Consider the following 25,909-nt stretch of genomic DNA (forward strand, 5'->3'; position numbering starts at 1 on the left):
ATGGAGAACCGGACGATTCTTATAGTCGATGATGAAGAAGATATGCGTTTCTTAGTAAGCATGTACCTAGAAAACTCAGGGTTTTCTTGCTTGCAAGCAAAAGACGGAGAAGAAGCGTTACAGCTATTGCATACAAAGCAAGTTGATTTAATGTTGCTTGATGTGATGATGCCAAGTGTCGATGGATTTACGTTATGCGAACGGATTCGTGAACGTTCGGACGTGCCTATCGTTTTTTTAACTGCCAGAGGGGAAGAATGGGATAAAGTGAAAGGGTTTAAACTTGGCGGCGATGACTATATCGTTAAGCCGTTTAGCCCTGGCGAACTCATTGCCCGCATTGAGGCAGTGTTGCGCAGGGTATTTCAAACGAAAAAAACAGACGACCTGTCCTTCGGCTCGCTTTTCATCGATGAAAAAGGACGAAAAGTAGTGGTGGATGGAGAAGCCATTTTGTTGACGTTGAAAGAGTTTGATTTGCTTCTTTTTCTTGCAAAACATGCCGGAAAAGTATTTACCCGAGAAGACTTATTGCTTCGCGTCTGGGGGTATGATTATACAGGTAACGCAAGAACGGTCGATACCCATATTAAAACGTTACGAATTAAGCTAAAGCAAGCGGGTCCGTTCATTAAGACAGTATGGGGAATTGGCTACAAATTTGAGGTGTAACGGATGCGACCAAAAACGTTCGTGCAAAAAATTTGGCTAACGATTAGCCTTGTGGTCGTTATTACCGTTTCTTTTTCTTATTTTTTATTGAATTATTTTTACAAAAACTTATACGTTGATAAAGTAGAACAAACACTAGTAGAAGAAGGAAAAAATATTGCAGCAGACTATCATGGCGGACCGATTACAGACGACTATCGCCAACAAGTGGAATGGTATAATGAAAAATCGACAGCAGAAGTGCTGCTCGTTAATAATCCACGCGAACTAAGCGCCTGCCTTCCGTTCGAAGTAGATTACGACTCGCTTATTCATGAAGCAGATCGCGAAACACTGTTATTAGGAAAAGTGGTCACGAAAATTGGCTACGAAAAGCGGTTTGGTCGTAAAATTATGGGCGTCGTTGTACCGCTATTAGACCATCATCGACTAGAAGGGGTGCTTTATTTGTATATCCCTCTAGCGACGATTCAAGACATGACAAAAGAAGTAGCTATCATTTGGCTACCGCTTGCAGGCTTGTTTGTCATCGTTTTAGTGATATTCGGCAAAAAAATGGCGAACCGTCTCGTCGGACCGCTAAAAGAGATGGAACAAGTCGCCTATCGTATGTCGCATGGGGAGTACGAAGCACAAATTCGGATACAAGCGGACGATGAAATCGGTCGTCTTGCGAAAGCGTTTAATATTATGGCGAAAGCGATTTATGAAGAAGATATGAGGAAACGAGAGTTTTTAGCGAACGTGTCGCATGAATTGCGCACGCCGTTAAGTTATGTAAAAGGATATAGTGAAGCGATTTTGCAAGGAATGGTAAAAACGAAAGAAGAAGAAAAAAAATACGTGAAGCTTATCCATCGTGAAGCGGGGCGAATGGAACGACTTGTGTGCGATTTGCTCGATTTAGCGCGGTTGGAAGAAAAAAGTATCCCACTGCAAAAAACATTGCTTGTCTTTTCTCAAATTGTGGAAGATACGATCGAAAAATATGAGCCGTTTCTACAAGAAAAAGCAATTACTATTACGGCAGATTTAAATCCCGACATTATTATTGAAGGTGATGCAGACCGAATCGAACAAGTCATTCACAACCTTCTTGACAACGCCATTCGTTATACCCCGACTGGTGGGGAGATTTATGTGAAACTTACTCCGGTCGGCAACGAACGATGCCAACTTGTCATTCGCGATTCAGGAAAAGGGATTCCAAAAGACAAACTCCCGTTTCTTGGGCAACGATTTTTCCGAGTGGACGCTGCACGAACGCGGAAAGAAGGCGGTACAGGGCTAGGATTAGCCATTGTAAAGCAAATTGTGCAACTTCATCACGGAACGATTACATTTGCAAGTGAAGAAGGAAAAGGAACAGAAGTGGTCATTGACTTGCCGGTATGGAAAGAGGCTGACACGTCTTCTGAATAAACGTATACGAAAAGAGGATGTCTTTTCTAGACATCCTCTTTCCATTAGACAACAAGCGATTTTCGCTTCTTTTTCGATTGGGCGCGCAAAATTTTAACGGATAAATAAATACCTGTTCCAGTTAATACTAAAATGCTAATGGAGGCAACATCTAACATCCATTTAATATTCATATCGCCGACTTGCCCCACATGAAGCCCGCGGACAATCGAGGCAAACTTGTTTGCTTCTTTACTAATGACGGTCCCATCTGGGGAAATCGTAACCATTGTCCCTGCATCGTCATTTAGCTTGACCATATACACTCCGTGGTTCATTACCACACTTACATCGTTCCAATCAAACGCCCCTGACTCACTTGCTTTTTTAACAGCGTCCATCATTGATAAATGTTCCCCGTGTCCACTGCTATGCTCACTATGCTGTCCATGTCCGCTTGAGCTGCCCATCAGCCACCGCTCTGTAAGTAACAACCCTGTTCCTGCTTCAATAAATAAAAAGAGCGATGTAATTAGTCCAATCCAAAGATGAACATTTCTCATTTTTCTCATATTCCCTATCCTCTCCTTCCGTTTGTTTCTCGAGGTTAATCATAAAAAAAGATGTGTGAAACAAATGAAGAGGAATTGAACAATTGATGAAAGATAAAAAACCTTCTATAATTGATGGAGAGTGTTTGGATAAAGGTTGGGGATAGTTGTGAAACGATACGATTGCATTTTAGATCTCATCGGCAATACACCGGTTGTGAAATTAAACCGGATTCCAGATAAAAATGGGGCAGAAGTATATATCAAATTGGAGTCATTTAATCCAGGGGGAAGCGTCAAAGACCGTGCGGCATTTGAAATGATTCGCCAAGCGGAAGAGGCAGGAAAAATTACGCCAGGGAAAAGCACGATCATTGAGCCGACATCCGGCAATACGGGAATTGGGTTGGCGATGGTGTGCGCAGCGAAAGGATATCGTTGCATTATTACAATGCCGGATAATGCAACAATGGAGCGGGTAAAAATTTTAAAAGCATATGGGGCGGAAGTGCGCCTCACTCCTGCTTCATTAAGGATGCAAGGGGCAATTGAAGAGGCAAAGCGGCTAGCCGCAGAAATTTCGGATAGCTTTATCCCAATGCAGTTTGAAAATGATGCAAACCCTAATGCGCACCGTCATAGTACAGCAAAAGAAATTCTAGCCGCATTTGACGGGAAACTAGATGCGTTTGTGTTAACTGCTGGAACAGGTGGAACGGTCACCGGCACTGGGGAAGTGTTAAAACAACACCTTCCACATTTGCGCATTTATGTTGTAGAGCCATTTGGTTCCCCAGTGTTGTCCGGCGGACAGCCAGGATCACATAAAATTCCTGGTACAGGTCCAGGTTTTGTCCCGAAAATTTTGAACCGCGACATTTTCGACGAGATTTTGCTGATTAAAGATGAAGATGCCCAAACGATGGCGCGTCGTTTGGCAAGCGAAGAGGGAATTTTTGTCGGCGCTTCCGCCGGGGCGGCCGCCTATTACGCCGTACAAATCGCTAAGCAAATGCCGCCTTCTTCCCGCGTCCTTTGCATGGCTCCGGATACAGGTGAACGTTATTTGTCGTCTGATTTATTTGAGTAATTCGTTCATGAGTGTTCATTATCCATTATTTTACTTAAAAAGTCAGAGTCGTATGGCATGTCTAGTCGGCAAGCGGAGCTTAGCCGACTTCGGCAGAAAAGCTAGGAATAGAGACATCCAAATAGGCTTTTATTGGTTAATCAACATGTCTGTCAGTAGTTGAAAAAATGCACGAAGCTTCGTGCATTTTTGTTCATTTGGAGGATAGGTGAGGAGCATGTGACAAAAGAAAAATACTACAACAAATTCTCGAAGGAAAAATGAACATATCACTTATTGGCATACGATTCCGGAACGAAAAAACAGAACCCGTCTCGTTTTCATCACCCCATCATCCGCGCTTAAAGTAAGCGGAACGTCGAACCATTTTATTTTGACGGAGACTACTGTCTTGTCCGAAAACTGGTGTATCCGTTGAACGTCTGTCACGGTAACTATCGGCTTGGCGACTTCTACGACGTTCATCGTCTATGGCAACCGCCGCCTCTTTCTCGCCCGCTGCCAAGCAAAGGACATGAGGTGGGCGACCTTTTCTTTTTTCATACGGAAACGACCGGTTTATTCGGAAAATAACGCAATAATTTCCTAGGCAAGCGCAAAAAACGACAGAAAATAAAGAAAATTTCTTTTTTCTAGCGCGAATCTTGTAGAAAAAACAGAGAATGTGTACAATTATGTGTTGTGAATAGAACGTAGAACGGGGAGACGAGCCGTGAAAAGCATGTATAAAAAAATTTTGTATTTGTTTTTTGTCGTTGTTGGCTTAACGATGGTGTTGTTTACAAATTTAACGTAAGAAATCGGCGGAAAATAGGTCTTTGTACTAGTACGAGTCCGCTCCTTTCATCATAGGCTAATATTGTCAAAACAGCATATGACAGAAAGGAGAAATGACGATGTTTCGACCACATGTTATGCCACCGATTGTTCACCCAACGAAATGTTGCGTTCAACATCATTTCCAAGCAACGGTGGTGCCGCATATTCATCCGTCCCATACGACGCATGTGAACCATCATCTGTATCAGCACCAGCACTATTTTCCGCATACGGAATCGGTGGTAAATGAAGTAGCGAACCAACAATTTTGTTGTGGCGGTCCAACACCAATGCCATGGGGGTATTAATCTTAGACAGGAACTGAGTATTCAGTTCCTGTTTTCCTATCAAGGAGGAAAAAAATGAAAGTAATAGCGGTAACCGGCTACAAGCCACACGAACTAAGCATTTGTTCCAACGACCATCTGGCGGTCGGATACATCAAAAAGGCGATAGCCAGACGACTGCTGGCGCTAGCGGAAGAAGGGTTGGAATGGGTAATCATCAGCGGACAGCTAGGGATAGAATTATGGGCGGCCGAAGTAGTATATGAAATGCAGGAAATATATCCACACTTACAGCTAGCGATATTAGCGCCATTTTTGCAGCAGGAAGAAAGGTGGAATGAAAAAAATCGCGAATATTATGATTGGATCGTTTCTCAAGCAGACTTTTTTGACTATATTACGAAACGCCCGTACGAAAACCCTGTACAGTTTCGCTTGAAAAACGAATTTATTTTAGCAAAAAGCGACGGCTTATTAGTCGTTTACGACGAAGAAAAAGAAGGGACGCCGAAATTTATCGTAGAGATGGCAAAGAAAAAAGAGAATTATCCTATGATGTCGATTACGTTTTCTGATATACAAACCATCATTGAAGAAGAGGAATGGGAAATTGACAATTGAGGGACTTTTTGAAAAAATAAAAAGAAAGAGCAACGGAGGGAGACGATGATGTTAGCAGGTCGTGTGAAATTAACGGCGAAAGACATTTTAGAAAAAGAATTTAAAGTCAGTATGCGCGGCTATAATCAAGATGAAGTCGATCAATTTTTAGACACCATTATTAAAGATTACGAAGCGTTCCATCAAGAAATGGAGGAATTGCAACAGGAAAATATGCGATTGAAACGCCAAGTAGAGGAACTTCAGAAGCGCCAGTCGATGCCGGCAGGAACGACGAACTTTGATATTTTACAACGGCTGTCCAACCTAGAAAAACATGTGTTTGGAAACAAGTTGTACGAATAATGTACATACGCGAAAAATTTCCCATTGCAGTGCTCGGCAAAATCGACTATACTACATGATGCAACGGTATTAATAATGTTCGGGTAATCGCTGCGGTCTATGAACCGTAGAGGAAAGTCCATGCTCGCACGGTGCTGAGATGCCCGTAGTGTTCGTGCCTAGCGAATCCATAAGCTAGGGCAGTCTGGCTAAAGGCTGGGCTGACGGCGGGGAAAGAACCTACGTCCGCTGGATATGGTTCAAATACCCTGAAAGTGCCACAGTGACGGAGCTCTAAAGGAAACTTTAGAGGTGGAACGCGGTAAACCCCACGAGCGAGAAACCCAAATGATGGTAGGGGCACCTTCCCAAAGGAAATGAACGGAGGGAAGGACAGATGACTATTCATCTGTAGATAGATGATTACCACCGGAGTACGAGGCGACAAGCCGCTTGTAGTACGAAGGGACAAAACATGGCTTACAGAACATTATTAATGCCGCAAGGGACTCTCGGGCTGAGAGTCTTTTTTTTGTCAAAAACATGTCACAAAATATCACTTGAATCAACGATATAACAAATAGTATAAAAATGATATAATCATGATATTCACTATTGCTTTGTTTGTAAAGCATTTTAGGAGCGACGAGGTTCCGATTTTTGAAGATGTGTTAGAGAGGGTGGGGGGTATGGACAAAAGGTATGTGGAACTGTTCGAGCAAACGGCCTTTCAGAATATTATAGAAGGGGTAATAAAAAATATAAATGATGGAATCATACTGACTAATTCTAAAGGAGATATTATATGGGTCAATCCAGCCTTTGAAATTGTAACCGGTTACAATCAAGAGGAGATTATAGGGAAAAACCCACGGATTTTGCAGTCTGGCATTCATGACCGCGAGTTTTACAAGCAGATGTGGAAGGAAATTACTGAAAAAGGATATTGGCAAGGGGAAATATGGAATAAGCGAAAAGGCGGGGAATTATATGTAGAGTGGCTGACTGTTCATGCCATTCAAGACAGCGAAGGTTTTGTGGTGAACTATTTAGCCGTTTTTTCAGATATTACCGTACAAAAAAGTCACGTTGAACAGCTGAAGAAGATGGCACATTACGATATGCTAACAGGGCTACCGAATCGCTATTTGTTTACTAAAAGGCTTAATGAGTTGATGAAAGTATCCCATCGCCACAGGAAACAGCTAGCAGTGATGTTTTTAGACTTAGACCGATTTAAATACGTGAACGATACACTTGGGCATTATGCGGGGGATTTGCTACTGCAAAAAGTAGCGATGCGTGTCAAAGGAATATTGAAAAAAAAAGATACGCTTGCCCGCTTTGGTGGAGATGAGTTTGTACTAATGATTCCTGCTATTTCCAATGATGATGAAGCTGTACAAGTGGCAAGCAGCATTATCGATGCGTTAAAAGTACCGTTTTCTGTCAATGGTCAAGATATTTACGTTACTGCAAGCCTCGGCGTGAGTTTCTATCCTCGTGACGGAGAAGATAGCGCGTTGCTTATTCGCAACGCCGACCGTGCGATGCATAATGCCAAACGGAAAGGAAAAAATCGCTTGGAAATATACAACCAAGACGAACATGAGAGTAATGAAGTGGATTTTGCATTGGAAAATGATCTTCATAAAGCAATCGAACGAGGAGAGTTTTCTTTACACTATCAACCTCTGCTTCATCTCCGTACGAACCAAATCATTGGTGTAGAAGCATTAATACGCTGGAACCACCCAAAGCGAGGGCTTATTTCCCCTGCTACGTTTATTCCACTCGCCGAAGAAACAGGGTTAGTCGTAGCTATTAGCGAATGGGTCATCGAAGAAGCATGTAAACGGCTAAAACAACTGCATACCGAGTACCCGAGAATAAAAATGAATGTCAATCTTTCTACCCTTTGCTTTTTACAGCACGATCTTGTCGAAAGTCTTGAACGCCTTATTCAAAAAACAAACGTTGATCCTCGCTATTTGGAAGTGGAGCTAACGGAAAGCACGTTAATGCCGAATGCTTCGTTTGCCATTGAACGGCTTGTACAAATGAAACAACAACAAATCAAAATAGCGATTGATGATTTTGGTACAGGCTTTTCAGCGTTAAGCTACTTGCATCGCTTCCCAATCGATACATTAAAAATTGACAAAAGCTTCATTCGTAATTTATCTTCATATCGAGGAGAAGCAGCGATTGTCAAGGCGATTATTGACATGGGACGCAGTTTAAACGTATCGGTAGTAGCGGAAGGGGTCGAAACCGAAAAACAATACAAATTTTTAAAAGACCATGGCTGTGATTATGCGCAAGGGTATTATATTTCTAAGCCTCTTCCGTTTGAAGAATTACTACTATTTTTGCAAGAATGGGAGACAGAGTAGGAGGAATATATGAGCAAACTAACAATCATCGCAACCGCTGCGATGGGGATGGAATCGGTCGTCGCCGAGGAAGTGCGTCGCCTCGGCTACGAATGTACGGTAGACAATGGAAAAGTTACCTTCATGGCGGACGAATTAGCGATTTGCCGCGCGAATTTATGGCTGCGCACCGCCGATCGCGTGAAATTAAAAATTGGCGAATTCAAAGCGACGACATTTGAAGAGTTGTTTGAACAAACGAAGGTGCTTCCGTGGCCAGATTATTTGCCAGCGAATGCTGAATTCCCGGTCATCGGAAAATCTGTCAAATCGAAATTGTTTAGCGTATCGGACTGCCAAGCGATTGTGAAAAAAGCGATCGTGGAAAGTTTAAAACAGCATTACCATGTGTCATGGTTTGAAGAAACAGGTCCGCTGTATCGCATAGAAGTCGCGCTTCATAAAGATATCGCGACGTTGACGATCGACACAAGCGGTGCAGGGCTCCATAAACGCGGGTATCGCGTTGCACAGGGAGAAGCCCCGCTAAAAGAAACGATGGCTGCGGCGCTCATTTTGCTCACGAACTGGACACCCGACCGCCCGTTTATTGATCCGTTTTGCGGCTCAGGCACTATCCCAATTGAAGCCACCCTCATTGGACAAAATATCGCGCCTGGATTTAATCGTGACTTTGTTTCCGAACAATGGGATTGGATTGGTTCACGCAAATGGGAACTTGCTCGCGAAGAAGCGGAAGATGTTGCTAACTACGCTCAGCCGCTCGATATTTCCGGTTTTGACATCGACCACCGCATGGTTGAAATTGCGAAAGAAAATGCACTCGAAGCAGGGCTTGGCGATTTGATTACGTTCAAGCAAATGCAAGTGAAAGACTTGACAACGAACAAACGATACGGTGTCATTGTCGGTAACCCACCATACGGTGAACGGCTTGGCGAGCGAAAAGAAGTTGAAAAAATGTACGAAGACATGGGAAAAGCATTCGCAACATTAGACACGTGGTCAATTTATCTACTAACGGCTCATAAAGAATTTGAAAAACATTACGGCAAACCAGCAACGAAGCGCCGCAAGCTATTTAACGGCTTTATCGAAACCCAATACTATCAATACTGGGGACCGAAACCACCGAAAAGCACACTTTCATAGGAAAGTGTGTTTTTCGCATATCTGCCTGCTTTTTGTCATACAATGACAAACGAGGTGATTGCAATGAAGTCAAACGATTTATTAAAAATTTCGCAAGCGCTCGACCGTACGTATACAATGTTAGTGCCGCATAACCAAGGGCTAGAACAAGTGGAACAAGCGAAACAAGAATGGAAACAAGCCTTTCTTTATGTGCTTTCGCGCGTTTTTCGCTAGATATGTTCATGGACCAAAGTTGATGTTAGTCGACAAACTGTTTGTTGTTCAGTCATATGTCTCTCTTTAAGGATACTCCACACCCGCGTTCGCTAGAAAAAGTGCTCCGGCTTTTCTTTCGTTGACTTCTTTCTATATATAAGGGATAATATTAGTTTGTTACTGTTATTTTTGTTGGAGGGTTTGGACGATGAGCCGTGAGCGATATCCTTTTTCATTAGAAAAAAACGAAAACTTTTTTGATAAATTAGGTGAATGGATTGGAGACGTATTTTACGATATTTTGCCTGAAGCAGGGTTTGAATTGCGTGATGAGCAAGTATACATGGCATTTCAGCTCGAACGCGCATTTAAAGAGAAGAAAGTGATGTTTGCGGAAGCGGGAGTGGGAACAGGGAAGACGATCGTTTATTTGCTTTATGCGATCTGCTATGCCCGTTATACAGGAAAACCAGCGATTATCGCCTGTGCGGATGAAACGCTAATTGAACAACTTGTCAAAAAAGAAGGCGATATCGCAAAAATTTCGCAAGCGCTCGACTTACATATTGATGTGCGTCTTGCGAAGTCGCAAGACCAATATTTATGTCTAAACAAGCTCGATCAAGTGTTAATGTCCGATGAAGAAGAGATAGAGGTATATGAACAAATTTTCGACGAACTGCCGGTATTTGTTCATGACCATAAAACGTTACAATCGTTCTATCATTACGGCGACCGAAAAGAATACGCCCATTTGAACGACGAACAGTGGGAAAAAATCGCATGGGATCCGTTTCAAGACTGTTTTGCCTGTGAGAAGCGCCATCGTTGCGGACAAACGTTATCGCGCGAATATTACCGAAAAGCTGCTGACTTGATTATTTGCTCGCATGATTTTTACATGGAGCACGTGTGGACGTACGAGGCGCGCAAACGGGAGGGGCAGTTGCCCCTCTTGCCTGAAGCAAGCTGCGTTGTGTTTGACGAAGGGCATTTATTAGAATTTGCTGCACAAAAAGCGCTCACGTACCGCATGAAAGAAACGACGCTTGAAACGTTACTGACACGTTTATTAGAAAACGATATTCGCGAAGAACTGGCCTATCTAATCGAAGATGCCCTCCAAGTGTGTGACCGCTTTTTTACAGAGCTAGGAAAATGTGCGGCCGAAGTAACTGGTTCCAATCGCCAAGAGCTAACATTTTCGGAAGACTTAATCCGCTTCGCGAAGCAATTGGCGCACACGCTTGAAGGGATTGGCAATGAACTCGTATTAGAAAGCGAAACGTACACAATCGACCATTACCAACTAAATATCGTCGATGAATATTTAGACCAAATCGAGCATTCGCTTCATTTATTCCTTCATAACCGCGAAGCGATTACATGGCTCGAAGCATCACCAGAAGGGAAAACACTTGTGATTATGCCGCGAACGGTTCAAGAAGTATTGCGCGAAAAAGTGTTTAGCAAAAAAATACCGTTTATTTTTTCATCTGCTACGTTATCCAACCAAAAATCGTTTGCATATATTGCCGAAAGTTTAGGGATTGATGACTATTTATCGTTTAGCGTTCATTCGCCGTTCGATTACGAAGAACAAATGACTCTTTATATGCCAACGTTTATAGATAACGATAAGTTATTTACACAAAAGTATCGCTATACGATGCAAAAAATTCAAGAAACGAACGGACGTGCGCTTATTTTGTTCCCTTCTAAACAAGAATTGCACCAATTTAAACAAGCTGCGCAACAGGAAAAGTTCTCTTTCTTATTTGAAGGCGATCGAGAAATTAGTGAACTTGTTGCCGAGTTCCAAAGCCATGAAGAAACGGTTTTATGTACCGAACATTTATGGGAAGGGCTAGATATCCCAGGACCTTCCTTGTCCAACGTTATCATTTGGTCACTACCGTATCCACCAAACGATCCAGTGTTTCAAGCGAAGCGAAAGGCGTATGCAGATCCATTTTGGCAAGTGGACGTTCCGTATATGCTGTTAAGGCTGCGCCAAGGGGTTGGCCGCCTCATTCGCACCCATGAAGACCGCGGCATTGTTTCTATTTTTGTGACGACCGACGAAGACAGACGGGTCATCGAAGCAATCAAAAACGTATTGCCAACGACGGTTAGGGGAGAATAATTTCTTCCCTATTTTTGTTTCATAAAAAGGAAAACGATACTTTGGGGCGAATTATATAGGGGCGAGCAAAGGAATAGGAGGATTGTTATGGTAAAAGAAGTTGAGCAACAATTTTTGCGTTATGTCAAAAAAATGATGAGCTATAATGAAGCAATTCAAGTGATGTATTGGGATATGCGGACAGGGGCGCCGAAAAAAGGGCTTGAGCAGCGGTCGGAAGTTATTGGGGTACTGTCCGAAGAAGTGTTCAAAATGTCGACGTCGGAAGAAATGGCGGCATATATCGCCAAATTGTCGCCAGCTAGCGTACAAGCGCAATTATCAGACGTTGCTCGGTATACGTTAGCGGAGTGTAAAAAAGAATACGAACGAAATAAAAAAATTCCAGCGGATGAATATAAAGAATACGTTATTTTACAAGCAAAAGCGGAAAGTGTCTGGGAAGAAGCAAAAGCAAAAGCAGATTTTTCGCTCTTTCGCCCTTATTTAGAAAAGCTCGTTGCTTTTAATAAAAAATTTATCGACTATTGGGGCTATGAAGGCAATCCATATAACACGCTGCTTGATTTATATGAGCCAGGCGTTACGGTTGAAGTGCTCGATGACGTATTTGCAAAATTGCGCGAACGAATCGTTCCGCTCGTGCAAGCGGTCGTCGCTTCTCGCCACCAACCAGATACGTCATGTTTATTCCATCCGTTTCCGAAAGAAAAACAGCGCGATCTTAGTTTGTGGCTGTTAGGTAGGATTGGCTATGATTTTTCGGCAGGACGATTAGACGAAACCGTTCATCCATTTGCCATCGGCTTAAACCCAGGCGATGTCCGAATTACGACGAGATACGATGAACGTGATTTCCGCACCGCGTTATTTGGAACGATTCATGAGTGTGGCCATGCGTTATACGAACAAAATATTGCCGAAACATTAACCGGCACCCCACTATGTACTGGAACATCGATGGGAATTCATGAATCGCAATCGTTGTTTTACGAAAACTTCATCGGTCGTCACTATTCGTTTTGGAAGGGAATTTATCCGTTGTTTCAACAATATGCGCCAGAACAATTTGCTAACGTTTCGCTCGATGACTTTTATCGAGCGATTAACGAAGTAAAGCCATCGCTCATTCGCATCGAAGCGGACGAATTAACGTATCCGTTGCACGTTATGATTCGGTACGAAATCGAAAAAGGAGTGTTTAATGGAACAATCGAGGTGAAAGATTTGCCGGACATTTGGAACACAAAATATGAAGAATATCTAGGCATTCGCCCAGACCATGATGGGGTAGGGGTGTTGCAAGACGTTCATTGGTCTGGAGGGAGTTTCGGATATTTCCCTTCGTATGCGCTTGGATATATGTATGCAGCACAGCTACATCATGCGATGCTTAAAGACATCCCAAACTTTGCTGAACTGCTTGAAACAGGAGAGTTGTTGCTGATTCGAGAATGGTTAACAGAAAAAGTACACCGCTTCGGAAAAACGAAAAAGCCGCTTGACATTTTGCGCGAGGCGACAGGGGAAGGTTTGAACGTTGACTACTTAATTCATTATTTAGAAGAAAAATATAAAACAATTTATCGATTATAAAGAAAAGGGTGCCCACTCGGGACACCCTTTTCTTTCACCATAGTTTATAGCCCTTGGAACCAGGCGGTGCGTTTTGAATCATATCAATGAATGGGATTGTATACGCGATTAAAATTAACGCAACGGTAATACCAATCCAAAGTTTCCAGTTTTCCATGGCAAGCGGTGTGCGTTCTGCTCCTTCTGCCAATTCGGCAACAGGGAATTCCGTTTCGCCTTTTGGAGCGAAAAACGCTAAGTTTGTAATGATGACAAGCACTAAAATAATACCAATGAACAAAATTGTTCCGCCGACCGCTTGGGCAATTTGGTACGGAATCCATTCAAGTGCCTGCGGCGAATTGCCGTACGTAGAGAATGCCGAACGGCGAGGGGCACCTAATAATCCTTCAAAGTGCATCGCACCAGACATAAACGTCATCCCAATAACCCATACGATCGTTTGAATAATCGCTAATCGGTTCATCGCTTTCGTCATGACGCGCCCGCTTAAATGCGGCACAAGCCAGTAAGCAGCACCAAAGAACGTAAGGACAACTGTTGTTGCCAATGTTAAATGGAAGTGGCCTGTAACCCAAATCGTATTATGCACCACTTGGTCAAGTTGGTGGGAAGCGTTCACAAGTCCGCCAGCACCAGCTGGGATAAAGAACACCATTCCGACAAACGGTGCGAAGAAGCGAGCATCTCCCCATGGAAGTTTGCGCAACCATCCGAACAGACCTGTTGCTCCTTTCGAGCGGCCGTATAACTCAAACGTTGCGAACATGGCAAATGCGGTCATCAGCGACGGGATTGCGACCATAAATGTTAATACAACTTGCACGTATTTCCAGAACGGATCAATCCCTGGCTCCATTAATTGATGGTGGAACCCGACAGGAATCGAGAAGAACAAGAACAAAATGAACGATAACCGCGCTAACGAGTCAGAGAAAATTTTTCCACCGATAATTTTCGGTACAATCGCATACCAAACCATATATGCTGGCAATAACCAGAAATAAACAAGCGGGTGTCCAAAGTACCAGAACAATGTCCGGCTTACTAATACGTTAATACGATCGACAAGTCCTAACGACCAAGGCAACAGTTGAATTAAAACGGTTGCTGCGACCCCGAGCGAGCAAACGAGCCATAAGATCATATTTGCGACTGCCATAAAGGTAAGAAGCGGACTTACTTGTTTTGGATGTTCTTTCTTCCATCGTGCATAATGAGCGAATATGGCAAAACCGCTAACCCAGCTACCAACGACGACAAGCGTTAATCCCAAATAAAACCCTGGATGCGCTTGCAGCGGTGCATAAAACGTATAAAGCACCGACGCTTGACCGATTAAGATAAAGAATGCAGTGATTGCTGTACCAATAGTCATGAGCCAGAAGCCAACCCAGCCCCAGAAGCGAACGCGGTCAGAAAACGTTCCTGCTGTACGGCTAACGGCAGCAAATTGAAACCCAATAATAAAGAATGTAGTTAGTACAAGTCCAAGCAACACACCGTGAGTCGTTAAAATGGTATAATAGCTAATGTTGGCAGGGAGAGTAAATTTCCCAGAGCGGACTAGTGTTTGCAGTAGCCCGGCTAATCCGCCTAATCCCAATGCAATAAACGCAACATAAAGATGAGCTAGTGCCAATTTGGCATCGCGACGATCGACTTTTACCGTTTCATTCATTGTTTATCCACCACCTTAATCCGACCAGTCATCATATGGTGACCAGCACCGCAATATTCGTTACATACAATCGTATATTCGCCTGTTTTATCAAATGTTTTCGTGAATGAGTTCACATATCCAGGTTCAACCATCATGTTAATGTTTGTTCCAGCAACTTCAAATCCGTGAATGACGTCTTTTGTTGTAATATTAATCGTTACTTTTGCCCCTTTTGGAATTTCCACCTGCGCTGGTGTAAATGCAAATGCAGAAGCTACTATATTTAACTGGTACTCGTTATCGCCTGTTTTGACAAGCCCAGGTTTATTAAATGGCGGCGTTTGATCGACTTTCTCTGGATCAATCGTTGTTAAGCAGCTTGGCGGTTGATTCCCTTTCGCGAATGCGCTCACACCGATAATTGTTAAAAAGACGAATAAACAGCCAATTCCGAAAACAAGCCAAATTTTCTCATATTTGTGTATATGCATACGCCCATTCTCTCCTTTCTCTTATAGACGTTCCAAAAATAAATAATACACGCTTACCCACGTGAAAATGAGGAAAAATCCTAATAAAAAAACCGATGCAAGTGTTCCCTTTAAGTTACTCTCTTCTGTTGTTTTTCCCGTTATTTTTTCTTTTTCCATCCTCCCATACCTCCTTTCTTTTATCCCCCAAACGATTCTTTACACTTTCATCATACAAAACTACTGGCGTTTTTGTAGGGGATTTTCACCATTTCACAAATTGTTCATTCCTTGCTTTACCACTATGCTAACAGTAAGAAATTGATATATCAGTGATTTTTGTCACATTGTACTAGCTGGATTTGTGAAAAAAATGTGAACACACTTATCCCAAAAAAGGAAGTAAAAACAATTTAATTTTGTATAGAAAAGATTGGAAATGGGAATAGTATAGTAGGAGGTGCTAGTATGCCAGCTATTCTTTCTGTCGGAACAGCATCGTTGCCTTATGAAGTAACGCAACAGGAAGCAAGGCAATATGTGAAGCAATTATTCGAACGATCCTTTCCGCATATCGATCGGCTTTTGCCGGTTTTTGATAACGGTGGCATCGAATCTCGGTATTTAGTGCAACCGTTAGAATGGTATGAGCAGGTTCACCGCTTTTCTGAAAAAAACGATGTGTATATCGAAAGTGCTGTCCGATACGGATGCGAAGCGGTGCAAAATTGTTTGCACGATCGATATTTTCTGGAAAATCCAATTACTTATGAAGACATTGAAGCCATTTTTTATATTTCAACGACTGGTCTTTCGACGCCAAGTATTGAAGCAAAAATCATGAACAAGTTACCGTTTTGTCCTACGACAAAACGCATTCCCATTTGGGGGCTAGGTTGCGCCGGTGGAGCAGCGGGATTAGCGCGGGCGTATGAGTATTGTTTAGCTTTTCCTACCGCAAAAGTATTGGTCGTTGCCGCCGAGTTTTGCAGTTTAACATTTCAGTTATTTGACCGTTCGAAAAGCAACTTAATCGGCACATCGCTATTTGGGGATGGGGTGTCATGTGTTTGTGTCGCGGGCGACGAAGCGGTGGAAAAACGTATTCGTCCACGAATCGTAGCAACACAGTCCGTTTTCATGCCTCATTCGGAAACGGTCATGGGATGGGATATACGCGACGAAGGGTTTTTTGTCGTTTTTTCTAAAGACATTCCGACAGTCATTCAGTCATGGCTGAAACCGAATGTTGCCGCTTTTTTGCAACAGTACGGACTAGCGATTAACGACATTGACCATTTCATTGCCCATCCAGGCGGAAAAAAAGTGATTGAAGCTTATGAGAATGCGTTAGGGATTGATAAACAAAAAACAAAAATTTCATTTGATGTGTTACGTAAATTCGGAAATATGTCCTCTGCAACCATCTATTTTGTTCTTGAGCAATTTATGAAACAGTCCATTTCAAAAGGGCAATTAGGCTTAATGATTGCGCTCGGTCCAGGGTTTAGTGCGGAACTCATTTTATTGCGATGGGAGTGAAGCATTTGTTGTATGTTTTTTTCCTTTTCATTGTTTGTATGCGGGTAGGCGAACTTCTGATCGCGAAACGAAACGAACGCATCGTAAAGGCAATGGGAGCAAAAGAGTTTGGGCAAGCTCATTATCGGTGGATTGTTTTATTACATGTCGCATTCCTTTTTTCCTTTTTCATCGAAGCGCTAATGAAAGGAGCGACGCTTTCGTCATGGTGGCCATTTCTTCTTCCGCTCTTTTTCGCCGTTCAACTACTACGGATATGGGCGCTTTTTTCACTTGGGGTATTTTGGAACACAAAAATTCTCGTCGTTCCAAACGTCATCGTGCAAAAGGGACCGTATCGTTTTTTGCGCCATCCGAATTATGTTGTTGTCGTGCTTGAAATATTGCTTATTCCTTTACTGTTTCGTGCCTACATAACAGCGCTCGTCTTTTCCTTGTTAAATGCATACCTTTTATCCATTCGCATTCCGGTGGAAGAACGTGCGCTTGCTATGTTAACGAACTATAAAGAGTTTAATCGTCCACGCTTTTTTCCTGCTAAATAGTTAGCGGGATTTTTTTTTCATTTTTTGTTGGGAAACCGGCGTAAATACAGTACAATGAGTATATATCTTGCAATAAGGGGTTTTGGTACATGATCCAAGTGACACAACGTTCATCATTGCGTTCATGGTTAGAAAAATTAACGTACATACATGACGAATGGATGAACAAAGGGGATGTGGAAAATGCCAAAAAGGTAAGGCAATTAGTGCGGAAGGTGGCGAATGAAGAATTTACGATTGCTTTTTGCGGTCATTTTTCCGCAGGGAAATCAAGTTTAATTAATGAGTTGCTCGGCGAGCCGTTACTTCCGTCAAGCCCGATTCCGACGAGCGCCAATCTTGTGAAAGTGAAGGCAGGAAAGGAGTATGCGCGCGTTTTTTACAAATATGAACCACCGGTCGAATATGTCGCGCCGTACGATTATGAGCAAATTCGCTCCTATTGTAAAAACGGGGATGACATTGAAGCGATTGAAGTTAGTCGAAAGACGACGCGCATTCCAGAAGGAGTGGCGATCATGGATACACCGGGTATTGATTCCACTGATGATGCCCATCGGCTTGCAACGGAATCAGCGCTTCATTTAGCGGATGTCGTCTTTTATATGATGGATTATAATCACGTGCAATCCGAATTGAATTTTGAATTTACGAAAGAATTGACAAGTTATGGAAAAACACTCTATTTGATCGTCAATCAAATTGATAAACATCGCGACACCGAATTGCCGTTTGCTTCGTTTCAGCAGTCGGTGCAGGAAGCATTTCTCAATTGGGGAGTGTCCGTCTCACGCATTTTTTTCACGTCGTTAAAAGATCGAAACCATCCGTTTAATGAGCTGAACGAACTCGTCCATTTTTTACAATTGCTGTTTGCCGAACGAAAAAAACGGCTTCTAAACGGCATAGAAGTAGCCGCAAAACGGCTGTTAAACGACCATCTCGCCTATTTAGAAAGCGTGGACGCCGAACGAGAAGCAGTTATAAATGATCGACTTGCCCAACTAGCGGATGTAAAAGCACTCGAAATGTTGCAAAAACAACAAGAAACATTGGAAAAGCACATTCAAGAAACAGAGGCGGCGTTTCGCCAAGAACTTGATAACGTATTAGAACATGCGTACATTATGCCGTTTGAGACGCGCGAATTAGCACATGCGTATTTGCAGTCCGTACAACCAGACTTTAAAGTAGGGTTTTTGTTTAGTAAAGCAAAAACAGAACAAGAACGAGTGGCACGGCTAGCGGCGTTTTATACCAACTTGAAAGAAAAAGTGATGTCCCAAATCGAATGGCACGTTCGCGAACAGCTCGTTCGTTTTTACAAACAACAAATGTTGCAAGAGTCGTCGCTCATGAATGAGTGCCAATCGTTTACCGTTTCGTGGAACGAACAACTATTATCGGAGCTGGTGAAAAAAGGGGCGGGTGCGACCGGAGAGTATGTGCTAAATTATACGAACGATGTAGCTGCTGAATTGAAAAAACGATACCGAAACGAAGCGCTGAAATTGTTTGCGTTGATGTTTGCGACATGGAAAGAAACGATAGAAAAAGAATGTAAACAACTGAAACTTGAACTAGAAAAAGCATGCGAAAAGCAACAGCTAATCGAAGAACAACATGCCAAAAAGAACGACCGCGAACAAGCGTATATGCACCAACTTTCGCTATTAGAGGCGGAAGCACCGGCAATAAAAATTGCGGATAGCCGCATTGCTGAACTTGTTTCTGAGGAGATACCTATCCGAACAGAAATCGCTCGTCCGATAGAGCAACCAAAACTGTCTGCTTCCTTCCAACTAGAAGAGAATCAGCTAGAACCGTCTACTAGTAGCAAAAAAGTAGCAGAAACAATTCATCATTTACTCGAAGCGGCTGACCTTGCGAAAGGTATTCCGGGAATGAACCGCTTCATTCATGAACTGACGGAAAAAGCAAAACGATTAGAATCTCGGACGTTTACGGTGGCATTGTTTGGCGCATTTAGTGCAGGAAAATCGTCGTTTGCCAACGCGCTAATGGGAGAACGTATACTGCCATCGTCGCCAAACCCAACGACGGCAACGATTAATAAAATTGTGCCACCAACGGAAGCGAATCCACACGGCACGGTCATCGTTCAGATGAAAACGGAAAACGAGCTATTCAAAGACATTCAATATTCGCTCCGTTATTTTCAATTAAAAGCGGAAACGTTAGAAGAAGCGCTGCTTGCCAGTGAGCAAGCGCTCCGAAAAGAGGCAGGAGCAAAAGAAAAACCGCATTACGCCTTTTTACAAGCCGTCGCTCGTGGTTATGAACAAATAAAACCGTTGCTTGGTCAAACGGTGCAAATCGACCTCAACGAGTTTCCGTCTTACGTCGCCGATGAAACGAAAGCGTGCTTTGTCGAATGGATGGAGCTTTATTATGATTGTGCACTTACTCGCCAAGGAATTGTGCTTGTGGACACACCGGGAGCGGATTCAATCAACGCCCGCCATACGGGAGTAGCGTTTGAATATATTAAAAACGCGGATGCGGTTTTGTTCGTTACGTACTATAACCACGCCTTTTCTAAAGCGGATCGGGAATTTTTAATTCAGCTCGGGCGCGTCAAAGATACGTTTGCGATGGATAAAATGTTCTTTATTGTCAATGCTGCGGACTTGGCGAATTCGCAAGAAGAGCTCGCGGCAGTTGTTGCGTATGTAAAAGACCAGCTTGGTCAATTCGGGATTCGGTTCCCGCGGCTTTATGCGGTTTCGAGCCGATTGGCGCTCGAAGAAAAACTAGGGGAACATTCTTCCAAAGGTGTGTTAACGAACTCTGGCATTCAAGCATTTGAGGCGGATTTTGCCCGATTTATTATGGACGAATTAACAAACGTTGCAATGATGGAAGCGTACGCCGAAATCAAACGGATGCACGAAACGTTAGTAGACTACATTCGACAGTCCGAACAAAGCAATGAAGAAAAGGCGGCAAAAGTAAAACAACTGTCTGATGAACAAGCGCTCATTCGCCAAGTAGTAGAGCGGCTGAACGTCGAATCCGACATTCAAGCGCTCACACAAGAAATTGCCGAACTGACGTACTATGTGAAACAGCGCCTGTCGCTACGAATGAACGACTGGTTCAAAGAAGCGTTCAATCCAGCGGTGCTACGCGACGATAACCGAAATATCCAACAAGCGCTAGTTGCATGTTTACAAGAACTAATTCAGTCGGTCGGCTTTGATTTAGCGCAAGAAATGCGGGCGACAAGCTTAAGAATTGAACAGTTTTTAACAAAAAAAGCGCACGAACAGTTTCAGTTGCTTGCGACCGCTATCGGTCGAATCCATCCAATGCCGCTTTCCGAAACGCAGCTTCCACCGTTTACAACGCCTGATTTCGCCCTTGCGCTCGAAACAATCGACTATTCTAGATTTAAAAAGGCGCTATCGCTATACAAAAATGCGAAATCGTTTTTTGAACGCGACGAAAAGCGGTTAATGAAAGAGGAAATCGAAAAACAATTACAGCAACCAATCAACGAGTACGTATCGGAAAGCGAGCAGTTGCTTCTCTCCGTTTATACAGCGCAATATGAACAATGTATCCGCTATTTATCGCATTCGCTGCAACAACAAGTGGACGATTATTTTGCTGGGTTACGGACGGCGTTGACGACAACAATCGACGTCCCGATGTTGCAGGCGGCTGCTGCGCAATTGGAAGCGATGTTAGCGATAGGAGATTAAACATTGTTTACTGAACGTGCGGCAAGGAGGGGATTTAGTTGACACGTTTTCACGCGTGCGCAACATGCATTCATTACCGACAGCAAAAAACAACCGCCGGGATACGCCGCTATTGCCAGCGGCTCGGCTATGAAACGAAACCATACTACCAGTTTCGCTGTTGGACGCCGAAGTCGCACGTTCAAGCACTCATCGAAAAAGAACGAAACCGAGAGGAGAAGAAAAATGAGTGAGGTACATCACGCCATTACAGCACATTCGAAGAAACAACATGCGCTCATTCGCCAATTTTTGCAGTTAGACGCGCAAAGAGAACGGTATATTGAAGAAGCGGTGTCGCTTTGCCGAAGTGGGCAACCGTTTACCGTCGACTTCATTAACGCGGTCACAAAGCAAATAAACGAATTAGCAAAACAAGGCATCGTTCCACAGCGGACGTATGTGACGAGTGATATGGTAAAAGAATATGTAAGTCGGCTAACGAAGGAGGACAGTCGATGAACTATATCGTTTCTCTTGACTGGTTAGCGGAGCGGTTAGACACGGTGCGCGTCATCGATTGCCGATTTTACTTAGGGAATCCAACACGCGGGTTAGAAGAATATATTCACGAACACATTCCGAACGCCCTTTATTTCGATTTGGAAAAAGATTTATCAGGAAAAGTTCAAACGCACGGAGGAAGACACCCACTTCCAGACGTTTCAGAATTCGTAGCGAAGTTGTCCGCTGCCGGAATTGATCAGCAAACAACCATCGTTGCCTATGATGACCAAGGCGGTGCGATGGCGGCACGTTTTTGGTGGTTGCTTCGCTATCTAGGGCATCGTCACGTCTATGTATTAGACGGTGGCTATACAAAATGGAAAGAAGCTGGGTATCCGACGACAGACGCGATTGTGCCAGTCAAGGAGCGAATGTTTATCCCGCAATACGCCCCGTCGTTGCTTGCGGCAGTGGAAGACGTACGAAAAGCAATAGAAAACCAAACCGCTATTTTAGTGGACTCGCGCGAGCGCAACCGGTATTTAGGGATAGAAGAGCCAATCGACCGAGTGGCTGGGCATATTCCTCAGGCAAAGCATTTCTTTTGGAAAGAGAATTTAACAGCCGACGGTTTTTGGAAAGAGCCAAACGAACAAGAAAAACGTTTTGCTGCGCTTTCGAAAGACGCTCGAATTATTGTGTATTGCGGCTCAGGCGTGACCGCTTGCCCGAACGTATTGGCGTTGTCAGAAGCAGGTTATTCGAACGTGCAATTGTACGTTGGAAGCTGGAGTGACTGGATTTCGTATCCAGAAAATCCAATTGCTAAAGGTGAAAACTAACTGCATATTTTTTCTTGCTCCCTCCACACTAAAAATGTACGTCTTAGCAAAGGAGTGAGTCGAGATGGGACGCAAGAAATTAGGAAATGCGAATGCACAACGCAACAATAATGCGAAGCAAAAAAACGGTTTTAATAATGAATTTGCTTCTTATGCGGAAGTAGAAGCGAAAAAAATGCAAAACGAGCATAAAAATATTCGATAGGCTTGCCATCTGGCAGCCTTTTTCTTTTGCTCGTTTTATGGTTTAATGGGGGTGGGAGGGAAAATACGTGAAAAAAGTGATAGCGATTATATTGCTTCTAGGATTAACAGGATATGGAATTTGGCAAGCGCTTGCTGCTGGCCAAACGAAGGAAGTCGGTCTTGCGGTAAGTGATACCGCACCGGATTTTGTCTTAAAGACACTAGATAACAAAACAGTCCGCTTATCCGAGTTGCGGGGAAAAACGGTCATCTTAAACTTTTGGGCAACCTGGTGCCCACCGTGTCAACAAGAAATGCCGGATTTAGAAAAGTTTTATAACGACTATAAATCGAGTGTCGAGTTTTTGTCTGTCAATTTAACTTCACAAGATAGCCGCGAGAAAGTGGCATCGTTTATTGAACAATACGGGATAATTTTCCCTGTTGTATTAGACACGAAAGGAAAGATACTGAAGCTATATAACATCCAAATGATTCCAACGACATACATTCTGGACAAAAACGGCGTCATTCGTAAAAAAGTGCTCGGACCGTTGACGTATAAACAACTACAAGAAGCAATAGCTTTACTTCCTTGAAGAAGTCTCGAAAAGGGGCTTCTTTTTATTTTTTAGTTAATCAGTTTTATCCTTCGCATTTTTTAAAAATTTGTAATAAATTTCACTTATTTAGGGAATTATTAAAATTATAATAAAAGCAAGGGAGGTTGCGACATGAGAAAAATTCGGAAATTTACGTTTGAACAATTAGTCAATGAAAATAAACGTCAATTGCTAAATGACGAGAAAGAAATGGAAAAAATCGAGAAAAAGCTAGAAGAGCGCATTTTGAAAAAAGCGGAGTAATGTGCATAATAAAAAACGAATCGGGTACCCTAGATGGTGAGGAGGCGAGAGTATGAGCAACCAAAATGGGAAAAACGAACACTTTACTCCGAACCATCTAGGCACACAATCTCGTGCCGCCGGAGGAAACAAAGGGAAGAAAATGCAAGATCAATCTGGTCAACATGCTCAAGTAATTCAAACAAAAGGTGAATAGTATTATTGACATAATATAATTATAAGAAACTTCTATTGTTGGCACGAAGGAGGAACGAGAATGTCTTACCAACGCCCAAATCCAGACGACCGCAGCGATAATGTTGAAAAACTGCAAGATATGGTTCAAAATACGATTGAAAATATCGAAAAAGCAGAAGAAACGATGCAATTTTCCTCACCGGAAGAACGAGAAAAAATTAAAGCGAAAAACGAGCGACGCGAAGAAGCGATCGCTGCGATGCGCGAAGAAATTAAAGATGAAGCGAGAGCAAGGGAAAACGGCTATTAATAAGAAAGCGACCCATTCATTCGGGTCGCTTTCTTTGTGGGACAATTTCCCACTAATATGATAAGATAAAAGAAACAACAAACGAATGGGGGAACGACGTTGAAAGTAGCTGAAAAACAAGTCGAAGTTCGCTATGCAGAAACGGATCAAATGGGAGTAGTATACCATGCAAACTATCTTGTTTGGATGGAAATTGGACGGGCAGCGTTAATCGAACAGATCGGATTTAAATATACAGATATGGAGAAAGAAGGGATACTCGCACCGGTAACAGATTTGCAAATTTCTTATAAAAAGCCGTTGCGTTATGGCGAAACAGCAACTGTTCGAACATGGATTGAGTCGTACGACGGGATTCGCGTCACCTATGCATACGAAATTTTGACGCCAGATGGAGAATTAGCTGCGACAGGAAAAACGCAGCACGTTTGCGTTAAACGTGATTCTTTTCGGCCTATTTTAATTCGTAAATATTTTCCCGACTGGCACGAAGCTTACGAAAGGGCGAAAAAGTAAGGCGATACATATGGCGTTTGGCATCCGAAAGCAGGAATTGAAGCGATGGAAAGAGAAAGTAAAAACTGGAGAAATAGCTTTTATTACTCATTTTTGGTATGATGCTCGCTTCCCTTACTATACCACAGTAGCAAAAGTGGGCTGCAACGACTTAGAGAAATTGCTTGCCTGGGGAACGAAGTATCAGCTTCGTCCAGAATGGGTACATAAACACGATTCATTTCTCCATTTTGACTTATTAGGAGAAAAACAAAAAGAAGTTTTGCGCAAGGAAGGGATTGACGAACGCGTCAAACGATTTCGTTTGTAGAGAGGAGGAAAAAAATGGATGCAAAAGAAATGACGAGAGGTACGTTATTAGAAGCGCTTGGCATTGAAATTACAGAACTCGGGCAAGGACGCGTTGTCGCCACGATGCCGGTTGACCACCGCACCCACCAACCGTTCGGTTTGCTTCATGGTGGGGCGTCCGTAGCGTTAGCAGAAACGGTTGCTAGCATCGGTGCGTATGAGCTCGTTGATCAAGAAACAGAAGGAGTAGTTGGCCTTGAAATTAACGCCAACCATATTCGTGCTGTCCGTAGCGGAACTGTTACAGCGACAGGAACCGTGTTGCATCGTGGAAAAACGACAATGGTTTGGGACATTAAAATTACCGATGAACAGCAACGGCTCGTTTCTGTTTCTCGTTGCACCATCGCCATCATCAAAAAAAGCTAGCGTAACGCTAGCTTTTTTATTGAACATGAAACACCGGCTCCCCAGCCTGCTCATTAAACTCGACGACTAAATGACGTTCATCGAAATACCATGTGTCACGCTCTTCAATAAAAAACGTTATTCCGTCTATTGTTGTAACTACTTTTGGATCGACCGGCGTCTCTTTATCAACGCCGAGCGAAAAACCTGTTTGCACAGTCCCGCATCCACCATAACGAGGGAAAAAACGGACAAAATCGCCTTCACCCAAATCCAATTCTTCTTTATACCATTCGAACGCTTTTGGTTTGATAATAATTTCCATTATAAAACCTCCTCGTCTATTTTCATTATACGTCATTTCAATATCGTTAGACAAAACAATTGACTAATTTTCTCGCTATTTGCACAAAGTAAACATAACTATCATTGAAAGGAGATGTGTTCATGGATAAAAAATCCCCCTCTTTTCCTTTAAGCTATGAGTCCGATGGAGTGATGGGAAAACGTTCGCCAAAAAAACCACCTACCACCAAAAAAGAAATGAAACCATTTTTTAACACAACACCGTCGAGTGAATAACAAGCAGCTACCATCGGCTGCTTTTTCCATTGCAAATTGAAAAA

General features: G+C 43.0%; 32 protein-coding genes and 1 other RNA gene. 27 read left to right on the forward strand and 6 right to left on the reverse strand.

Going from position 1 to position 25,909, the window contains the following annotated elements:
* Entirely contained in the window at positions 1 to 672 is a 672-nt protein-coding gene (locus tag GFC30_RS08940) for a response regulator transcription factor (protein WP_066324520.1), read from the forward strand.
* 3 nt (positions 673 to 675) lie between these two features.
* A complete protein-coding gene (locus GFC30_RS08945) occupies positions 676 to 2,094 on the forward strand; it encodes a sensor histidine kinase (RefSeq protein ID WP_066324521.1) in 1,419 nt (472 codons plus the stop codon).
* 44 nt (positions 2,095 to 2,138) lie between these two features.
* Here the strand turns inward: GFC30_RS08945 and GFC30_RS08950 are convergent, their stop codons facing one another.
* Positions 2,139 to 2,654 carry a PepSY domain-containing protein gene (locus tag GFC30_RS08950; RefSeq protein WP_409978517.1) on the reverse strand — a complete coding sequence of 172 codons (516 nt, stop codon included), beginning with the start codon at positions 2,652 to 2,654 and terminating at the stop codon, positions 2,139 to 2,141.
* 139 nt (positions 2,655 to 2,793) lie between these two features.
* On the opposite strand from GFC30_RS08950, the gene cysK reads away from it, so the two are divergent.
* Positions 2,794 to 3,714 carry a cysteine synthase A gene (cysK, locus tag GFC30_RS08955; RefSeq protein ID WP_066324530.1) on the forward strand — a complete coding sequence of 307 codons (921 nt, stop codon included), beginning with the start codon at positions 2,794 to 2,796 and terminating at the stop codon, positions 3,712 to 3,714.
* Between the two features lie 273 nt (positions 3,715 to 3,987).
* On the opposite strand, the gene GFC30_RS17065 is transcribed toward cysK, so the two are convergent.
* A complete protein-coding gene (locus GFC30_RS17065) occupies positions 3,988 to 4,179 on the reverse strand; it encodes a hypothetical protein (RefSeq protein WP_158512133.1) in 192 nt (63 codons plus the stop codon).
* Between the two features lie 431 nt (positions 4,180 to 4,610).
* Here GFC30_RS17065 and GFC30_RS08960 point away from each other — a divergent pair, with 431 nt between their 5' ends.
* The 9 genes from GFC30_RS08960 to GFC30_RS08995 all read left to right on the forward strand — a co-directional run bounded on the left by GFC30_RS08960 (position 4,611) and on the right by GFC30_RS08995 (position 13,253).
* Complete coding sequence (locus GFC30_RS08960; RefSeq protein ID WP_148660374.1) at positions 4,611 to 4,841, forward strand: spore coat protein; 231 nt, start codon at positions 4,611 to 4,613, stop codon at positions 4,839 to 4,841.
* A gap of 54 nt (positions 4,842 to 4,895) precedes the next feature.
* Positions 4,896 to 5,441 carry an SLOG family protein gene (locus GFC30_RS08965; protein ID WP_066324533.1) on the forward strand — a complete coding sequence of 182 codons (546 nt, stop codon included), beginning with the start codon at positions 4,896 to 4,898 and terminating at the stop codon, positions 5,439 to 5,441.
* Between the two features lie 48 nt (positions 5,442 to 5,489).
* The gene (gene gpsB, locus GFC30_RS08970; RefSeq protein ID WP_066324536.1) at positions 5,490 to 5,786 is read left to right on the forward strand and encodes a cell division regulator GpsB; all 297 of its coding nucleotides are present in this window, start codon (positions 5,490 to 5,492) and stop codon (positions 5,784 to 5,786) included.
* 75 nt (positions 5,787 to 5,861) lie between these two features.
* Positions 5,862 to 6,253, forward strand: an RNA gene (gene rnpB, locus GFC30_RS08975) — RNase P RNA component class B.
* Positions 6,254 to 6,454: 201 nt separating this feature from the next.
* On the forward strand, positions 6,455 to 8,161 hold the full coding sequence (locus GFC30_RS08980; protein WP_066324539.1) for a putative bifunctional diguanylate cyclase/phosphodiesterase: 1,707 nt from the start codon (positions 6,455 to 6,457) through the stop codon (positions 8,159 to 8,161).
* A gap of 9 nt (positions 8,162 to 8,170) precedes the next feature.
* Positions 8,171 to 9,313, forward strand: a complete 1,143-nt coding sequence (locus tag GFC30_RS08985) for a THUMP domain-containing class I SAM-dependent RNA methyltransferase (RefSeq protein WP_066324544.1) — start codon at positions 8,171 to 8,173, stop codon at positions 9,311 to 9,313.
* Between the two features lie 63 nt (positions 9,314 to 9,376).
* Positions 9,377 to 9,529, forward strand: a complete 153-nt coding sequence (locus GFC30_RS17070; protein WP_169806987.1) for a hypothetical protein — start codon at positions 9,377 to 9,379, stop codon at positions 9,527 to 9,529.
* 190 nt (positions 9,530 to 9,719) lie between these two features.
* Entirely contained in the window at positions 9,720 to 11,657 is a 1,938-nt protein-coding gene (locus tag GFC30_RS08990; RefSeq protein ID WP_066324546.1) for an ATP-dependent DNA helicase, read from the forward strand.
* Between the two features lie 87 nt (positions 11,658 to 11,744).
* Positions 11,745 to 13,253, forward strand: coding sequence for a carboxypeptidase M32 (locus GFC30_RS08995; RefSeq protein ID WP_066324548.1), 1,509 nt, complete (start codon positions 11,745 to 11,747; stop codon positions 13,251 to 13,253).
* Positions 13,254 to 13,287: 34 nt separating this feature from the next.
* Here the strand turns inward: GFC30_RS08995 and GFC30_RS09000 are convergent, their stop codons facing one another.
* The 3 genes from GFC30_RS09000 to GFC30_RS09010 are packed head-to-tail and all read right to left on the reverse strand — an operon-like array spanning position 13,288 to position 15,566.
* Positions 13,288 to 14,934 carry a b(o/a)3-type cytochrome-c oxidase subunit 1 gene (locus GFC30_RS09000; RefSeq protein WP_066324550.1) on the reverse strand — a complete coding sequence of 549 codons (1,647 nt, stop codon included), beginning with the start codon at positions 14,932 to 14,934 and terminating at the stop codon, positions 13,288 to 13,290.
* A complete protein-coding gene (locus GFC30_RS09005) occupies positions 14,931 to 15,407 on the reverse strand; it encodes a cytochrome c oxidase subunit II (protein ID WP_066324553.1) in 477 nt (158 codons plus the stop codon). Before GFC30_RS09005 ends, GFC30_RS09000 begins: the two co-directional genes overlap by 4 nt.
* A gap of 21 nt (positions 15,408 to 15,428) precedes the next feature.
* Positions 15,429 to 15,566: a cytochrome c oxidase subunit 2A gene (locus GFC30_RS09010; RefSeq protein WP_066324555.1), complete on the reverse strand. Its 138-nt coding sequence runs from the start codon at positions 15,564 to 15,566 to the stop codon at positions 15,429 to 15,431.
* A 288-nt stretch (positions 15,567 to 15,854) separates the two neighbouring features.
* Here GFC30_RS09010 and GFC30_RS09015 point away from each other — a divergent pair, with 288 nt between their 5' ends.
* The 14 genes from GFC30_RS09015 (at position 15,855) to GFC30_RS09070 (ending at position 25,304) form a co-directional block, all read left to right on the forward strand.
* Positions 15,855 to 16,928: a type III polyketide synthase gene (locus tag GFC30_RS09015; protein ID WP_066324557.1), complete on the forward strand. Its 1,074-nt coding sequence runs from the start codon at positions 15,855 to 15,857 to the stop codon at positions 16,926 to 16,928.
* Positions 16,919 to 17,473 carry an isoprenylcysteine carboxyl methyltransferase family protein gene (locus tag GFC30_RS09020; protein ID WP_066324560.1) on the forward strand — a complete coding sequence of 185 codons (555 nt, stop codon included), beginning with the start codon at positions 16,919 to 16,921 and terminating at the stop codon, positions 17,471 to 17,473. The genes GFC30_RS09015 and GFC30_RS09020 overlap by 10 nt, the downstream gene beginning before the upstream one ends.
* Before the next feature lie 89 nt (positions 17,474 to 17,562).
* Entirely contained in the window at positions 17,563 to 21,201 is a 3,639-nt protein-coding gene (locus tag GFC30_RS09025) for a dynamin family protein (protein WP_066324562.1), read from the forward strand.
* A 38-nt stretch (positions 21,202 to 21,239) separates the two neighbouring features.
* Positions 21,240 to 21,434: a hypothetical protein gene (locus GFC30_RS09030; RefSeq protein WP_066324564.1), complete on the forward strand. Its 195-nt coding sequence runs from the start codon at positions 21,240 to 21,242 to the stop codon at positions 21,432 to 21,434.
* Complete coding sequence (locus GFC30_RS09035) at positions 21,427 to 21,702, forward strand: YpbS family protein (RefSeq protein ID WP_066324566.1); 276 nt, start codon at positions 21,427 to 21,429, stop codon at positions 21,700 to 21,702. Before GFC30_RS09030 ends, GFC30_RS09035 begins: the two co-directional genes overlap by 8 nt.
* Positions 21,699 to 22,529, forward strand: coding sequence for a sulfurtransferase (locus GFC30_RS09040; RefSeq protein ID WP_066324569.1), 831 nt, complete (start codon positions 21,699 to 21,701; stop codon positions 22,527 to 22,529). The genes GFC30_RS09035 and GFC30_RS09040 overlap by 4 nt, the downstream gene beginning before the upstream one ends.
* Before the next feature lie 64 nt (positions 22,530 to 22,593).
* Positions 22,594 to 22,734, forward strand: coding sequence for a hypothetical protein (locus GFC30_RS17190; RefSeq protein ID WP_169806998.1), 141 nt, complete (start codon positions 22,594 to 22,596; stop codon positions 22,732 to 22,734).
* Positions 22,735 to 22,801: 67 nt separating this feature from the next.
* Positions 22,802 to 23,314 carry a TlpA family protein disulfide reductase gene (locus GFC30_RS09045; RefSeq protein WP_066324570.1) on the forward strand — a complete coding sequence of 171 codons (513 nt, stop codon included), beginning with the start codon at positions 22,802 to 22,804 and terminating at the stop codon, positions 23,312 to 23,314.
* 135 nt (positions 23,315 to 23,449) lie between these two features.
* Positions 23,450 to 23,581, forward strand: coding sequence for an FbpB family small basic protein (locus GFC30_RS16510; protein ID WP_084256255.1), 132 nt, complete (start codon positions 23,450 to 23,452; stop codon positions 23,579 to 23,581).
* A 52-nt stretch (positions 23,582 to 23,633) separates the two neighbouring features.
* Positions 23,634 to 23,777, forward strand: a complete 144-nt coding sequence (locus tag GFC30_RS09050; RefSeq protein ID WP_066324571.1) for an acid-soluble spore protein N — start codon at positions 23,634 to 23,636, stop codon at positions 23,775 to 23,777.
* Positions 23,778 to 23,837: 60 nt separating this feature from the next.
* Positions 23,838 to 24,068: a small acid-soluble spore protein Tlp gene (tlp, locus tag GFC30_RS09055; protein ID WP_066324573.1), complete on the forward strand. Its 231-nt coding sequence runs from the start codon at positions 23,838 to 23,840 to the stop codon at positions 24,066 to 24,068.
* Positions 24,069 to 24,167: 99 nt separating this feature from the next.
* The gene (locus GFC30_RS09060) at positions 24,168 to 24,584 is read left to right on the forward strand and encodes an acyl-CoA thioesterase (RefSeq protein WP_066324575.1); all 417 of its coding nucleotides are present in this window, start codon (positions 24,168 to 24,170) and stop codon (positions 24,582 to 24,584) included.
* Between the two features lie 10 nt (positions 24,585 to 24,594).
* Entirely contained in the window at positions 24,595 to 24,894 is a 300-nt protein-coding gene (locus tag GFC30_RS09065) for a hypothetical protein (protein WP_066324577.1), read from the forward strand.
* A gap of 14 nt (positions 24,895 to 24,908) precedes the next feature.
* A complete protein-coding gene (locus GFC30_RS09070; RefSeq protein ID WP_066324578.1) occupies positions 24,909 to 25,304 on the forward strand; it encodes a hotdog fold thioesterase in 396 nt (131 codons plus the stop codon).
* A 16-nt stretch (positions 25,305 to 25,320) separates the two neighbouring features.
* Here the strand turns inward: GFC30_RS09070 and GFC30_RS09075 are convergent, their stop codons facing one another.
* Positions 25,321 to 25,608: a HesB/YadR/YfhF family protein gene (locus GFC30_RS09075; RefSeq protein WP_066324580.1), complete on the reverse strand. Its 288-nt coding sequence runs from the start codon at positions 25,606 to 25,608 to the stop codon at positions 25,321 to 25,323.
* Positions 25,609 to 25,730: 122 nt separating this feature from the next.
* On the opposite strand from GFC30_RS09075, the gene GFC30_RS17610 reads away from it, so the two are divergent.
* Positions 25,731 to 25,865: a hypothetical protein gene (locus GFC30_RS17610; protein ID WP_274520055.1), complete on the forward strand. Its 135-nt coding sequence runs from the start codon at positions 25,731 to 25,733 to the stop codon at positions 25,863 to 25,865.
* The last annotated feature ends 44 nt before the right edge of the window (positions 25,866 to 25,909 follow it).

Source organism: Anoxybacillus amylolyticus, from assembly GCF_001634285.1.
GTDB classification, from domain to species: domain Bacteria; phylum Bacillota; class Bacilli; order Bacillales; family Anoxybacillaceae; genus Anoxybacteroides; species Anoxybacteroides amylolyticum.